We start from the raw sequence: 14,196 nt of genomic DNA, 5'->3' as shown, positions 1-14,196 counted from the left end.
CCGGACACCACCGCAGGGATCGACCGCCACACCGCCACACCGCCACACCGCCCACCCACGCACGAGGAGCCGACAGATGGAGTCACGGGGAGCCGCCGAACAGCGGCACGTTCCCGTCCTCCGCGACCGCATCGTCGAGCTCCTGGCCCCGGCACTCTCCACGCCGGGGTCGGTCCTCGTCGACGGCACCCTCGGCATGGGCGGCCACGCCGAGGCGGTCCTCGAGCGCTGCCCCGAGGCCGTCGTCATCGGCATCGACCGCGACGAGGAGGCGCTCGCCCTCGCGGGGGAGCGCCTCGCGCGCTTCGGTGACCGGTTCCGTGGCGTGCACGCCGTCTACGACGAGATCGCCGACGTCGTCGCCGACGCGGGGCTGGGCGAGGTGCAGGCCGTGCTCTTCGACCTCGGCGTCTCCTCGCTCCAGCTCGACGAGGCCGACCGGGGCTTCGCGTACGCGCAGGACGCGCCGCTCGACATGCGCATGGACCAGTCCACCGGCGTCACCGCCGCCGAGGTCCTCAACACCTACGCCCCCGGCGAGCTCGTCCGCATCCTGCGCGACTTCGGTGAGGAGCGCTTCGCCAAGCGCATCGTCTCCGCGATCGTGCGCGAGCGGGAGGTCGAGCCCTTCACCCGTTCGGCTCGCCTCGTCGAGCTCCTGCGTGACGCCGTCCCTGCCGCGTCGCAGCGCTCGGGCGGTCACCCGGCGAAGCGGACCTTCCAGGCGCTGCGCATCGAGGTCAACGACGAGCTCGGCGCGTGGCAGCGCGCCGTCGTCGCCGCGATCGACGTGCTCGCCGTCGAGGGCCGCATCGCGGTCCTGTCGTACCACTCGCTCGAGGACCGCATCACCAAGCGCGCCCTGGCCGCCGGTGCCACCTCGACCACCCCCCACGGCATGCCGGTCGAGCTTCCCGAGCACGCGGCATACCTCCGGCTTCTCACGCGTGGCGCCGAAGAGGCGCCCGCGTCCGAGCAGGCCTCGAACCCCCGATCCGCATCAGCACGCCTGCGGGTCGCCGAACGTACTCGTCCCACGAAGGGAACCCGGCGATGACCCAGACCGCCACCGCCCGCCCGCTCCAGCGGTCCGCGTCCCGACCGTCACGGCCGCAGCCGCTGCGTGTCGTGCGCGTCCAGCCCGTCCACGGCCAGCCCGGGTTCGTCGCCGCCTGCCTCGCGCTGCTCGTCGCGGGCCTCATCGGCGTGCTCATGCTCAACACGGCCATGGCCAAGGGCTCGTTCGTCCTCGGCGACCTGCAGGACCTCTCGAACGAGCTCGCCGACGCTCAGGAGGCGCTCGGCCACGCGATCGACGCCCAGAGCGCGGCCCCCGTCCTCGCCCAGCGCGCGCTCGACATGGGGATGGTGCCCGCCGAGACCGCGGCCTTCCTCCGGCTCAGCGATGGCAAGGTCCTCGGCGTGGCGGCCGGTGCCACGGCCCAGAAGGAATTTAAGGTTGCGACACAGGGCAGCTCGACTGCCGCGGCGTCCACCCCCGCTCCCGTGGCCCACGCCACGGTCAAGACGGTGGGCACCGTGACGACGACGACCGTCTCGACCGTGAAGGGGGACAACATCGAGGTCACGACCACGAGTGTCGACTCCCGCACCGGGGCGACGAGCACGACGACCTCGACGCGTCAGGCCCCGGCCGTGCCGTCGGCCTCTGCGAACCCGGACGTCGCCGCCGACGCCGGCGCGCGCACGCCGGCACCGCCATCGTCGGCCGCAGGCGCGAGCACCCCGGGTGCGGCGCTCACCCCGTCCGCAGCCCCGTCCGGCACGCCGCGTGCGGCCGGCCCCTCGCCCAGCCCGACCTCGACCACCGCCCCGTGACCCCCCGGACGCCGCCTCCGCCGCGGGGCCGCGAGCCGCGGCGTGCCCGCGCGGCCCAGGGGCGTCCCGCCACCTCGCGGTCCGCGGCAGGCCGTCCGGTCAAGCGTCGCCAGCCGCCGGCCGCCGGCACCGCCCGGTCCGCGAGCCCGCGCCCCGCCAAGGCGTCCACGGCCGCCAAGGCGTCCATGCCGGCCAAGCCCCCCAAGCCCCCCAGGGCCGCCAGGCCCGCGGGGGCCGCCAAGCCCCCCAGGGCGTCCGCGCCGAGGAAGACCGGCGGCTCGGGTCCGCCGCGTCGCCCCCCGGCGCGCCGCCCGGCCGCCCAGGCCCCGGGCAACCCGCGCCGCCGCATGCGCGGGCTCACCGTCGCGGTCCTCTTCGTCTTCAGCATCTTCGCCGCCCAGCTGCTGCGCATCCAGGGCTTCGACTCGTCGGCGGTCGCCGCCGAGGCCCTCGAGCAGCGCACCGAGAAGGTCGTCATCCCCGCGCTCCGCGGCAAGATCACCTCCTCGGACGGCGTCGTGCTCGCCTCCAGCCGCGCGCGCGAGACCGTCGTGGCCGACCCGACGGCGGTCTGCACCTACCAGCAGAAGAACAAGAAGACCTGCGAGCCGGCCACCACGGCGGCCGCCGTGGACGCCGCCGCCGCTGCGCTGGGCCCGTTGCTCGGGAAGAGCGCCGCCGACCTCCGGCCGCTGCTCACCCGGTCCGGGCGCTACCAGGTCCTCGACCGCAAGGTGAGCCCCCTGACGTGGCGCAAGATCGCCAAGCTGGGGATCCCCGGCATCTACAAGGACTCCGCCGAGTCGGTCCCGGAGCGCGTCTACCCGCAGGGCCCCGCGTCCGCCTCCCTCGTCGGCTACGTCACGAACGACGGCGAGGCCGGTGGCGGCCTCGAGTCGATGATGGACAAGGCCCTCAAGGGCAGGGCCGGCTACTCGGTGTTCGAGAAGGCGCCGGACGGCTCGAAGATCCCCGGAGGGCGCCAGGGTGGCGCCAGGGCGGTCGACGGCCAGGACGTCACCCTCACCGTCAACTCCAACATCCAGTGGTACGCCCAGAACGCCCTGGCCCAGCGCATGTCCGAGATGGGGGCGCAGTCGGGCACGGCCGTCGTCATGAACGCCAAGACCGGCAAGGTCCTCGCCCTCGCGTCCTACCCGACCTACGACCCCAACGACATCGGCCGGGCCAAGGGCAGCCTCGTCAACAAGGCGGTCAGCGACGTCTTCGAGCCCGGCTCGACCGCCAAGGTCATGACGGTCGCGGCCGCCCTCGAGGACAAGACGGTCACGCCGGACCAGCCGGTGATCATCCCCAACCGGATGCAGCGCTTCGACGCGTCCTTCAAGGACAGCCACGACCACCCGACGCTGTACCGCACGGTCGCGGGGACGCTCGCCGAGTCGAGCAACATCGGGACGATCCTCGTCGGCGAGACCCTCAAGCCCAAGCGGCTCGAGGAGTACTACCGCAAGTTCGGCCTCGGGTCGAAGTCCGGCATGGGCTTCCCGGGTGAGTCCAAGGGTCTGCTCGCTCCCGCGGACAAGTGGAGCGGCACGCAGCGTTCCACCGTGATGTTCGGACAGGGCCTGTCCGTGACCGCGATCCAGGCCGCCTCGGTCTTCCAGACCATCGCCAACGGTGGCCTGCGGGTGACCCCGTCCCTGGTCGACGGCACCACCGACTCCCACGGCACGTACGTCAAGGTCCCACCCGCGGCCGGCACCCGGGTCGTCTCGGTGGACACCGCCACCAAGGTCAACGCCATGCTCGAGGGCGTGGTGTCCAAGGAGGGCACCGCACCGCAGGCCCAGATCCCCGGCTACCGCGTCGCCGGCAAGACGGGGACCGCCGACTTCTACGACGCCAGGCTCGGCCGCTACAGCGGCAAGACGGCCAGCTTCATCGGCTACGCCCCGGCCGACGACCCCGAGCTCGTCGTGGCCGTCATCCTCCAGCGGCCCAGCGCCAGCATCTACGGCGGCACCGTGGCCGGCCCGGTCTTCCAGGACGTCATGACCTACGCCCTGCAGGAGCTCAAGGTCCCGCCCACCGGGACGACCAAGGCGGGCATCACGCTGTCGGTCGACCCCGACGTGGCCAAGAGCGACCCGGACACACTGCAGGACAAGCCGCGCGGCAGCGGCAAGTAGTCTGACTGGTCGTGTCCGCACCCCGACCCGCCTCCCGTGACAGCTCGAGCATCCGTGACCTCGCGCTGCTCGTCGGCGCATCCATCGACGACCCGGCGGACGCCGGGAGCGTCTCGGGTGTCACCCTCGACTCCCGTGCCGTCCAACGCGGCGACCTGTATGCCGCCCTGCCCGGCGCCCGCGCGCACGGCGCCGACTTCGCGGGCCAGGCCGCTGCCGCCGGGGCCTCGGCCGTCCTCACCGACCCGGACGGCCGGCAGCGGATGCGCGCCGCCGGGGTCGACCTGCCGGCCCTTGTCGTCGAGGACCCCCGCTCGGTCCTCGGGGCCGTGGCGGCCCACGTCTACGGGACGACCGACCAGACCCTGACGATGGTCGGGATCACGGGGACCAACGGCAAGACGACGACGGCCTACCTCGTCGCCAGCGCGCTCGAGGCGCTCGGGCACCGGACCGGGCTGATCGGCACGGTCGAGACCCGCATCGGCGACGAGCGGATCAAGAGCGTGCGCACCACGCCCGAGGCCTCCGACCTGCACGCGATCCTCGCGGTGATGGAGGAGCGGGACACCGACACGTGCGTCATGGAGGTCTCGAGCCACGCCCTGAGCCAGCACCGCGTCGACGGCGTCGTCTACGACCTCGCGCTCTTCACCAACCTGTCCCAGGACCACCTCGACTTCCACGCCGACATGGAGGATTACTTCTGCGCGAAGGCCGACCTCTTCACGCCGCTCCGGTCGCAGCGCGCGCTCGTGTGCGTCGACGACGTGTGGGGCCGGCGCCTCGCCGAGCAGTCCGGGGTCCCGGTCACCACGCTGACGACGGTGCCCGGACTGCAGGCCGACTGGGTCGTCACGGTGGGCACCGAGGACCCCTCGCGGTTCTCCCTGCGCGGACGCGACCTCGAGCTCGACCTGCGCTCCGCCCTCCCCGGTGACTTCAACGTCGCCAACACCGCCATGGCCGCGGTCGCGCTGCTCCTGCTCGGCGAGGAGACCGACGCCGTGAGCCGGGCGATCCTCACCGACCCGCACGTCCCCGGCCGCATGGAGAAGGTCACCGCCTCGCACGAGGAGGACCTGCTCGCCGTCGTCGACTACGCGCACACGCCGGACGCCGTGGAGGCCGCCCTCGCGGCCCTGCGCCCGAGCACCCGCGGCCGGCTCGTCGTCGTGCTCGGGGCCGGGGGGGACCGTGACCGGGGCAAGCGCCACGGCATGGGCCGCGCCGCCGCGGGGCTGGCCGACGTCGTCGTCGTCACCGACGACAACCCGCGCAGCGAGGACCCGTCGGCCATCCGCGCCGCCGTCATCGAGGGTGCCCGGTCGTACGACTCGCACGCCCAGCTCGTCGAGGTCGACGGCCGCGCCCAGGCCATCCGCGAGGGAGTCCGGCTCGCCCGCGAGGGCGGACCCGGCTCGGTCGTCGCCGTCGTCGGCAAGGGCCACGAGACCGGTCAGGAGGTCTCCGGCGTCGTCCACCCGTTCGACGACCGGGACGTGCTCCGCGCCGCGCTCGAGGTGGCCGCGCCGTGATCGCCCTCTCCCTGGCCGAGATCGCCGACCTCACCGGCGGGACGCTGCACGCCGTGCCCGCCGACGGGCACGTGCCGGTCGTCACCGGCGCCGTCGTCACCGACTCCCGCGAGGCGGAGGCCGGCAGCCTCTACGTCGCCCGGATCGGCGAGTCGATGGACGGACACCGCTTCGTCGGTGGCGCCCGCGACCGCGGCGCCGTCGCCGCGCTCACCAGCCGTCCTGTCGAGGAGCTGCCGTGCGTCGTCGTCGACGACGTCCAAGAGGCCTTCGTCGCCATCTCGCGCGCCGTCCTCGACCGCGCCACCGACCTCACCGTCATCGGGATCACCGGCTCGTCCGGCAAGACGAGCACCAAAGACCTCCTCGGCACCGTGCTCGGCGCGGCCGCTCCGACCATCGCGCCCGTGGGGTCCTACAACTCCGAGGTCGGGGTGCCGCTCACCGTCACCCGCGTCACCGACGACACCCGCTTCCTCGTCGTCGAGATGGGGGCCCGCGGGATCGGGCACGTGGCCTACCTCACCCGCATCGCTCCGCCCCGCATCGGCGTCGTCCTCAACGTCGGCACTGCGCACGTCGGTGAGTTCGGCTCGCGCGATGCCATCGCCCGCGCCAAGGCCGAGCTCGTCGAGGCCCTGCCCGCCGACGGTGTCGCGGTCCTCAACGCCGACGACCCCGCGGTCCGCGCCATGGCCGGTCGGACCGACGCCCGCGTCGTCCTCGTCGGCGAGCACGCCGACGCCACCGTCCGCGCGGAGGCCGTCACCGTCGGACCCGACGGCCGGGCGTCCTTCCGGGTCGTCGCACCGCAGGGCGAGGCCACGATCGCGCTCCGGCTCGTGGGCCGGCACCACGTCGGCAACGCGCTGGCCGTCCTCGCCGTCGCCCTCGAGTGCGGCATCCCCCTCGAGCAGGCCGTGAGCACCGTCGCCGGTGCCGACGCCGTCAGCCGCTGGCGGATGGAGGTCACCGAGCGCGCCGACGGGGTGACCGTCGTCAACGACGCCTACAACGCCAACCCCGACTCGATGCGCGCCGCCCTCTCCGCGCTGGAGTCGATGGGGGAGGGCCGACGCACCTGGGCCGTCCTCGGCTCGATGCTCGAGCTCGGCGACGAGTCCGACGCCGAGCACGCGGACATCGGCGGCGAGGCGCAGCGACGGGGGGTCGACGAGCTCGTCGTCGTCGGCGAGACCGCCCGCCCGATGGCCGACGTCGCCCCCGTCGGCGGGACCCGGATCCGGTGGGTCGCGGACGCGGACGAGGCAGAGACCCTGCTGCGCGCCGAACTCGCCCCGCCCGACGTCGTGTTGTTCAAGTCCAGCCGTGACGCAGGTCTACGGTGGCTCGGAGACAGACTGACCACGACGGACCACGACACGCAGGAGGACCCCCGGTGAAGGCCGTGCTCGTCGCCGCGGTGGTCAGCCTCGTCGTCGCACTCTTCTGCACCCCGATGTTCATCAAGTGGCTCGTCCGCCAGGGCTACGGACAGTTCATCCGGGACGACGGCCCGACCTCGCACCACACCAAGCGCGGCACGCCCACCATGGGTGGCGCGGTCATCGTGGCCGCGACCCTCGTCGCCTACGCGATGGCGCACCTCGTCTTCTGGTCGACGCCGAGCTGGAGCGGCGTGCTCGTGCTCTTCCTCATGGCCGGCCTCGGGCTCGTGGGGTTCCTCGACGACTACATCAAGATCAGCAAGCAGCGCAGCCTCGGCCTCCGATCCAAGGAGAAGCTCTTCGGGCAGACCCTCGTCGCGACGATCTTCGCGATCCTCGCGCTGCGCTTCCCCAGCGACTCGGGCCGGACCCCCGCCTCGACGAAGATCTCCTTCGTCCGCGACACCAACCTCGACCTCGCCTTCGCGGGGACGATCGTCGGCGTCCTGCTGTTCATCCTCTTCGCCAACGTCATCATCGCGGGCACGAGCAACGGCGTGAACCTCACCGACGGCCTCGACGGCCTGGCGACCGGGGCCTCGGTCATGACGTTCGCGGCATACGTCCTCATCGGCATCTGGCAGTTCAACCAGAACTGCCAGACCAACCCCGGCATCAAGTGCTACGAGGTGCGCGACCCGCTCGACATCGCGATCGTCGCGGCCTCGGTCATGGGCGCGTGCTTCGGGTTCCTCTGGTGGAACGGCTCACCGGCCAAGATCTTCATGGGGGACACCGGCTCGCTCGCGCTCGGCGGTGCGCTCGCCGGGCTCGCGATCGTCACCCGCACCGAGTTCCTCGTCGTCATCATCGGCGGCCTCTTCGTCACCATCACGCTCTCGGTGATCATCCAGGTCGCGTCGTTCAAGTCCACCGGCAGACGCGTGTTCCGGATGGCCCCGCTGCAGCACCACTTCGAGCTCCTCGGGTGGCAGGAGGTCACCATCGTCATCCGGTTCTGGATCATCGCGGGCCTGTTCGTCGCGCTGGGCCTGGGCCTGTTCTACGCCGAGTGGGTCGTGGGGGCGGTATGAGCGCGAGCCAGCCCGACCGGCTGCAGCGGCTCGCAGGGCTCACCCACCGCGAGGCCGACTGGGCCGGCCTCCGCGTGCTCGTGGCCGGGCTCGGGGTCAGCGGGTTCGCCGCCGCCGACGCCCTGCTGGAGCGCGGTGCCCACGTCATCGTCGTCGACGGCTCGGCCGTCGACGCCACCCCGGAGATGTCGGAGCGCGCCCGGATCCTCGAGATCCTCGACGCCGAGCTGCGCTTCGGTCCCGACCACGTCTCCCGTATGCCGTCCGACCCCCTCGACCTCGTCGTCACCTCCCCGGGCTGGGCGCCGACGCAGCCGCTGCTCGCTGCGGCGGCCGAGGACGGGATCCCCATCTGGGGCGAGGTCGAGCTCGCCTGGCGGATGCGCCCGCTCGAGGGCGCGGCGCCGTGGCTCACGGTCACCGGGACCAACGGCAAGACGACGACCGTCCAGATGCTCACGTCGATCCTGCGGGCCGCCGGTGAGCGGGCGGTCAGCGCCGGCAACGTCGGCACGCCGATCCTCGAGGCGGTCATGGACCCCGAGCCGTACGACGCCATCGCGGTCGAGCTGTCGAGCTTCCAGCTGCACTGGTCGAGCTCCATCCGGCCGCAGGCGTCGGCCGTGCTCAACGTCGCGCCGGACCACGTCGACTGGCACGGCGACTACGACGCCTACCTCGCCGCCAAGGGCAAGGTCTACGAGGGCACCGAGATCGCCTGCGTCTACAACGTCGACGACCCGCAGACGCAGGCCCTCGTGGAGGAGGCCGACGTCCAGGAGGGATGCCGGGCGATCGGCTTCACCCTCGGCACCCCGGCCCCGTCGATGCTCGGCGTCGTTGGCGAGGTCCTCGCCGACCGCGCCTTCGTCGAGCAGCGCCGCCACGCTGCCGCCGAGCTGGCCTCGATCGAGGACCTGCGCGGTGACGCGCCCGACGTGGCTCCCCACCTCGTCGCCAACGCCCTCGCCGCGGCGGCCCTGGCCCGGGCCCACGGCGTCGAGCCGGGCGCGGTGCGCCAGGGGCTGCGGGCGTTCCGTCCCGAGGCCCACCGCATCGCGCACGTCGCGACCGTGGACGAGGTCCGCTTCGTCGACGACTCCAAGGCCACCAACCCGCACGCAGCGGCAGCCTCGCTCGCGGCCTACGAGCACGTCGTCTGGGTCGCCGGTGGGCTGCTCAAGGGCGCCGACGTCGACGACCTCGTGCGTTCCGCGGCCGGTCGGCTGCGCGGCGTCGTGCTCCTCGGGCGCGACCGCGCCGCGATCGCCGAGGCGCTTGCCCGACACGCGCCCGACATCCCCGTGGTCGACGTGGGGGACACGGACACTGGAGCCATGGATCGTGTCGTCTCCGAGGCCGCGTCGCTCGCCCTGCCGGGCGACGTCGTGCTGCTCGCTCCGGCGGCCGCGTCCATGGACATGTTCGTCAACTACGGCGCACGCGGAGACGCCTTCGCCGAGGCGGTGCTCCGCCGCGCTGCATCGGGGGAGTAACCAGTGAGCAGCACGACCCGCCCGGTCAAGGAGGAACGCGGCACCGCGTTCCTCCCGTTGTGGCTGGAGCGACTCGACCGACCGGTGACGACGTACTACGTCCTCGTCGGCGTCACCACCGTCCTCGTCGGCTTCGGCCTCATCATGGTGCTCTCGGCCTCGGCCGTGACCTCCCTCAACGAGACCGACTCGGGGTCGGCGTACTCGATCTTCTTCAGCCAGCTCCAGTTCGCCGTCATCGGCGCGATCGCCCTGCTCGTCGCCTCACGGCTGTCGGTCGCGACGTGGAAGCGGCTCGCCCTCCCGCTCCTCGGGTTCGCCCTCACCTTGCAGCTGCTCGTCTTCACTCCCCTCGGCATCGACGTCCAGGGCAACCGCAACTGGCTCGACTTCAAGGTCATCACGATGCAGCCCTCCGAGCTGCTCAAGGTCGCCCTCGCGCTCAGCGGCGGGCTCGTCCTCTCGGCCAAGCGCAAGCAGCTCGGGCGGCTCGGGCACGCCCTCGTCCCCTTCGTCTTCCCCATCTCCGTCGTCGCCATCGGGCTGGTCCTGCTCGGGCACGACCTCGGCACCGCGCTCGTCATGTCGGCCATCGTCGGCGGCGTCCTCTACACCGCCGGCGTGCCCGGCCGGTGGTTCGCCCTCGCCGCGGCCGGCGGCGCCGCCGTGGCGGCCGCGTTCGTCGTCACCAGCCCCAACCGGCTCGGGCGCTTCGACGTCTGGCTGGGTCGCGACACCGACCCGACCGGCATCGCCCGGCAGCCCATCCACGGTCGCTATGCCCTCGCCGACGGTGGGTGGACCGGCCTCGGGCTCGGCGGGTCGCGCGAGAAGTGGCAGTGGCTCTCGGAGCCGCACAACGACTTCATCTTCGCGATCATCGGCGAGGAGCTCGGCCTGCCGGGCACGATCATGGTGCTCGTCCTCTTCGTCGTCCTCGCCCTGGCCTGCTACCGGCTCGTCATGCGCAGCTCCGACTTCTTCGTGCGCATCGCGACGGCCGGCATCATGAGCTGGATCGTCGTCCAGGCGATGATCAACGTCGGCGCCGTCATCGGACTGCTCCCGGTCATCGGGGTGCCGCTGCCGCTCGTGTCGTCGGGTGGGTCCTCGCTCGTGACGACGATGCTCGCGCTCGGCATCCTCCTCTCGTTCGCCCGCTCCGAGCCCGGCTGCGCCAAGGCCCTCGCCGCGCGCCCGTCGCTGCTCCGCCGCTCGTTCGCGGTGCTCCCGACGCGGAGGTCCCGGTCATGAGTGACACCCCGGCCCGCGTCGGGTCCGTCCTGCTCGCCGGCGGCGGCACGGCCGGCCACGTCTCCCCGCTTCTCGCCCTCGCCGACTGCCTGAGGCGGCGCGAGCCGGACGTGCGGATCGTCGCCCTCGGCACCGAGGAGGGGCTCGAGGCCCGCCTCGTCCCCGCACGGGGCTACGACCTCGAGGTCGTCCCCAAGGTCCCCATGCCGCGTCGGCCCTCGGCCGCCCTGCTGCGCCTTCCCACGTCGATGCGGCGGGCCATCGACGCCGCCGACGCCGCGATCGCCCGGGCGGACGCCAGGGTCGTCGTCGGTTTCGGTGGGTACGTCGCGACGCCGGCCTACCTCGCGGCGCGACGACGCGGCATACCCGTCGTCATCCACGAGCAGAACGCCCGTCCGGGTCTGGCCAACCGGCTCGGGTCGCGGTTCGCGACCCATGTCGCCGTCACGTTCGCCGACACCCCGCTGCGCGGAGCGGTCGTCACGGGAATGCCGTTGCGCCGCGAGATCGCGCTGCTCGACCGCAAGGAGCGCCGCGCGGAGGCCCTGGCCCACTTCGGCCTCGACCCCCAGTGGCCGACGGTCCTCGTCACCGGTGGCTCGCTCGGCGCCCAGCGCATCAACGACGCCTTCCGTGGCGCCATGGGCTCGCTGCGGACCGACGGGGTCCAGGTCCTCCACGTGACCGGTGTCGGCAAGGAGTTCCCGGTCGACGACGCCCCGGGAGCGCCCTATGTCGTCGTGCCCTACGCCGACCGCATGGAGCTCGCCTACGCGGCGGCCGACATCGTCGTCGCGCGCTCCGGCGCCAACACCGTCTGTGAGGTGACCGCGGTCGGCCTGCCCGCGGCCTACGTCCCGCTGCCCGTCGGCAACGGCGAGCAGCGCCTCAACGCGCGTGCGGTCGTCGACGCCGGCGGTGGGCTCGTCGTCGAGGACGCCGACCTCACACCCGGCTGGGTCGAGACCACCCTCATGCCCCTGTTGCGCGACGCGAACGGGCTCGCCGAGATGGCGAAGGCCGCGGCGTCGGTGGGGGAGCGCGACGGGGACGAGCTGCTCGCCGACCTCGTCGTCGACGCCGCCGGGAAGGGCTGACCGTGACGAGCCGCAACCCCCGGTTCGACTTCTCCCACGAGGTCCCGGGCCTCGAGACGCTGGGTCGGGTCCACTTCATCGCCATCGGCGGCTCCGGCATGTCGGCCGTCGCCCGGGTGATGCTCGCCCGCGGGGTCGAGGTCAGCGGGTCCGACGGCCGGGACAGCCCCGTCCTCGAGACGCTGCGCGGGCTCGGTGCCCGGGTGGTCGTCGGTCACGACGCGGCCAACGTCGCCGACGCCGACACGGTCGTCATCTCGTCGGCGATCCCCGAGACCAACGTCGAGCTCGCGGCCGCGCGCGCGGCCGGGTGCCTCGTGCTCCACCGGGCGCAGGGGCTGGCGGCGACGATGACCGACTCCCGTCCGGCGGCCGTCGCCGGGGCGAACGGCAAGACGACGACGACCTCGATGCTCACCGTGGCCCTCCAGGCGGCAGGGCTCGACCCCTCATTCGCCTCCGGCGGCGAGCTCACCGGTCAGGGCACCAACGCCGCCTGGACCGGGGGCGACCTCTTCGTGGTCGAGGCCGACGAGAGCGACGGCTCGTTCCTCGTCTACCGTCCCGAGGTCGCCGTGGTGACGAACGTCCAGCCCGACCACCTCGACTTCTACGGCACCTTCGCCGAGGTCGAGGCCGCCTATGCCGAGTTCACCGCGTCCCTGCGCCCCGGGGGGCTGCTCGTCGCCTGCGCCGACGACGCGGGGTCCCGCCGGCTCGCCGCCGTGACGGTGGAGCGTGGCACGCGGGTGCTCACCTACGGCTTCGACGAGTCCGCGGACCTCCGCCTCTCCGACCACCGGGCCGACGATGAGGGCATCGGCACGACGTCGGTGCTGCACCTGCCGGGAGGCGGGACGGCGACGATGCGCCTCGCGACGCCGGGGCGGCACAACGCCCTCAACGCCGCCGCGGCCCACCTCGCCGCCACCGCCGGCTTCGACGCCGACCCTCGGCTCGTCCTCGACGGGCTCGCCGGCTTCGACGGTGCCCGCCGACGGTTCGAGGTGCGCGGCGAGGTGGGTGGCGTCACGGTCGTCGACGACTACGCGCACAACCCGGGCAAGGTGGCGGCCGTCGTCGGGACCGCCGCGGACATCGCCGCCCGCCGAGGCGGTCGGCTGCACGTCGCCTTCCAGCCGCACCTCTACTCACGCACCCGCGACTTCGCGGGAGGTTTCGCGGCCGGCCTCGCGCCGGCCGACACGGTCCTGCTGCTCGACGTCTACGGCGCGCGCGAGGAGCCGATGGAGGGCATCACGAGCGAGCTGGTCGCCGCTCCGCTGCGCGACCTCCCGGGGTCGCGGACGGTCACCGTCGGGGGCACCTTCGCGTCCGCCGCGGCCGCGTTGGCCGCGACCGCGGCGCCGGGCGACCTCGTGCTCACCGTGGGTGCCGGAGACGTCACCGATTTCGCTGGCCTCGTCCTCGACGCGCTGCGTGCGGCGGGGGAGAGGTGAGCGGCGTGAGCACCTCCCACCGCCGGTTCGCCGCAGCCGACCCCCGCTTCCGGGAGCGGGCCCTCGAGCATCGGCGCCGACCGTGGCGTCGGGTCCTGTGGACCGCGGGGAGCCTCGCCGTCGTGGCGGCCCTCGTCTGGCTGACCTTCTGGAGCCCGGTGCTCGCCGTGCGCTCGGTGCAGGTCTCCGGGGTCACCGGCACCGACCGGACGGCGGTCGCCGGACTCGTCGGCGTCGAGGAGGGCACGCCCCTGGCGCGGGTCGACCTCGAGGCCGTCGAGCAGCGCGTGCGGACCCGCCGCACCATCGCCGAGGTCTCCGTCGAGCGGGGTTGGCCGTCCACGCTCCTCGTTCGCACCGTCTCCCGACAGCCCGCGCTCGTGCTCAAGAACCCTCAGGGTAAACTTGAGGTTGTGGATTCGACGGGCGTCTCCTACGACACCGTCACCGTCCCGCCGGTGGGCATCCCCGTCGTCACGGCGGCCTCGCCCAAGGGCACGACCCAGGAGGCCCTCGAGGCCGCCCTGTCGGTCGTCGCCACCCTCCCGCCGTCGCTGGCCGGTCGGGTGAGCGCCATCGAGGTGAGCACGGCCAACCTCGTGTCGTTCACCCTGGGCGGGATCGACGTCGTCTGGGGCGGCGCCGACGCCGCGGAGCGCAAGCTGCAGATCCTCCAGGCGCTGCTGCCCACGAAGCCCGCCGTCATCGACGTCAGCGCCCCCGACACCCCCGTCACCCGCTGAGCCGCCTCCCCGGAGGGGGAGCGCAGGCTGAGGTGGAGGTCGAGGGGCGGATGGGACCGGTGTGACGTCTGTGGCGAGCGTGGGGAAGAATCGCCGGGACCGGACGGCGACACGCCCACCGCCTCGTTGCA

At 73.2% G+C, this 14,196-nt stretch carries 11 protein-coding genes; all 11 read left to right on the top strand.

The features are described from left to right. Positions 1-76: 76 nt before the first annotated feature. The 11 genes from rsmH (at position 77) to AC3EU2_RS00450 (ending at position 14,065) form a co-directional block, all read left to right on the top strand. A complete protein-coding gene (gene rsmH / locus AC3EU2_RS00500; protein WP_488177793.1) occupies positions 77-1,057 on the top strand; it encodes a 16S rRNA (cytosine(1402)-N(4))-methyltransferase RsmH in 981 nt (326 codons plus the stop codon). Beyond that, a complete protein-coding gene (gene ftsL, locus AC3EU2_RS00495) occupies positions 1,054-1,839 on the top strand; it encodes a cell division protein FtsL (protein WP_488177792.1) in 786 nt (261 codons plus the stop codon). Before rsmH ends, ftsL begins: the two co-directional genes overlap by 4 nt. A gap of 185 nt (positions 1,840-2,024) precedes the next feature. After that, a complete protein-coding gene (locus AC3EU2_RS00490) occupies positions 2,025-3,992 on the top strand; it encodes a peptidoglycan D,D-transpeptidase FtsI family protein (protein ID WP_488177791.1) in 1,968 nt (655 codons plus the stop codon). An 11-nt stretch (positions 3,993-4,003) separates the two neighbouring features. Beyond that, complete coding sequence (locus AC3EU2_RS00485) at positions 4,004-5,530, top strand: UDP-N-acetylmuramoyl-L-alanyl-D-glutamate--2,6-diaminopimelate ligase (RefSeq protein WP_488177790.1); 1,527 nt, start codon at positions 4,004-4,006, stop codon at positions 5,528-5,530. Continuing rightward, positions 5,527-6,933, top strand: a complete 1,407-nt coding sequence (locus AC3EU2_RS00480) for a UDP-N-acetylmuramoyl-tripeptide--D-alanyl-D-alanine ligase (protein WP_488177789.1) — start codon at positions 5,527-5,529, stop codon at positions 6,931-6,933. The genes AC3EU2_RS00485 and AC3EU2_RS00480 overlap by 4 nt, the downstream gene beginning before the upstream one ends. Further along, positions 6,930-8,012, top strand: a complete 1,083-nt coding sequence (mraY, locus tag AC3EU2_RS00475; RefSeq protein ID WP_488177788.1) for a phospho-N-acetylmuramoyl-pentapeptide-transferase — start codon at positions 6,930-6,932, stop codon at positions 8,010-8,012. The genes AC3EU2_RS00480 and mraY overlap by 4 nt, the downstream gene beginning before the upstream one ends. Then, positions 8,009-9,508 (top strand): UDP-N-acetylmuramoyl-L-alanine--D-glutamate ligase, encoded by a 1,500-nt coding sequence (murD, locus tag AC3EU2_RS00470; RefSeq protein WP_488177787.1) that lies wholly within the window; start codon positions 8,009-8,011, stop codon positions 9,506-9,508. The genes mraY and murD overlap by 4 nt, the downstream gene beginning before the upstream one ends. Before the next feature lie 3 nt (positions 9,509-9,511). Then, positions 9,512-10,762 carry a putative lipid II flippase FtsW gene (ftsW, locus tag AC3EU2_RS00465; RefSeq protein ID WP_488177786.1) on the top strand — a complete coding sequence of 417 codons (1,251 nt, stop codon included), beginning with the start codon at positions 9,512-9,514 and terminating at the stop codon, positions 10,760-10,762. Continuing rightward, positions 10,759-11,862, top strand: coding sequence for an undecaprenyldiphospho-muramoylpentapeptide beta-N-acetylglucosaminyltransferase (murG, locus tag AC3EU2_RS00460; RefSeq protein ID WP_488177785.1), 1,104 nt, complete (start codon positions 10,759-10,761; stop codon positions 11,860-11,862). Before ftsW ends, murG begins: the two co-directional genes overlap by 4 nt. A 2-nt stretch (positions 11,863-11,864) precedes the next feature. Then, positions 11,865-13,322, top strand: a complete 1,458-nt coding sequence (gene murC, locus AC3EU2_RS00455; RefSeq protein WP_488177784.1) for a UDP-N-acetylmuramate--L-alanine ligase — start codon at positions 11,865-11,867, stop codon at positions 13,320-13,322. 5 nt (positions 13,323-13,327) lie between these two features. Further along, complete coding sequence (locus AC3EU2_RS00450) at positions 13,328-14,065, top strand: cell division protein FtsQ/DivIB (protein WP_488177783.1); 738 nt, start codon at positions 13,328-13,330, stop codon at positions 14,063-14,065. Positions 14,066-14,196 lie beyond the last annotated feature (131 nt).

Source organism: Knoellia sp. B-D-2, assembly GCF_057714695.1.
The sequence above is the reverse complement of the archived record's forward strand: the minus strand, read 5'-3'. Positions and strand labels throughout refer to the sequence as shown.

Bases quoted from the DNA above. Each gene is read 5' to 3' on its own strand.
- rsmH (WP_488177793.1), top strand. From the start codon at position 77: ATGGAGTCACGGGGAGCCGCCGAACAGCGGCACGTTCCCGTCCTCCGC.
- ftsL (WP_488177792.1), top strand. From the start codon at position 1,054: ATGACCCAGACCGCCACCGCCCGCCCGCTCCAGCGGTCCGCGTCCCGA.
- AC3EU2_RS00490 (WP_488177791.1), top strand. From the start codon at position 2,025: ATGCCGGCCAAGCCCCCCAAGCCCCCCAGGGCCGCCAGGCCCGCGGGG.
- murD (WP_488177787.1), top strand. From the start codon at position 8,009: ATGAGCGCGAGCCAGCCCGACCGGCTGCAGCGGCTCGCAGGGCTCACC.
- murG (WP_488177785.1), top strand. From the start codon at position 10,759: ATGAGTGACACCCCGGCCCGCGTCGGGTCCGTCCTGCTCGCCGGCGGC.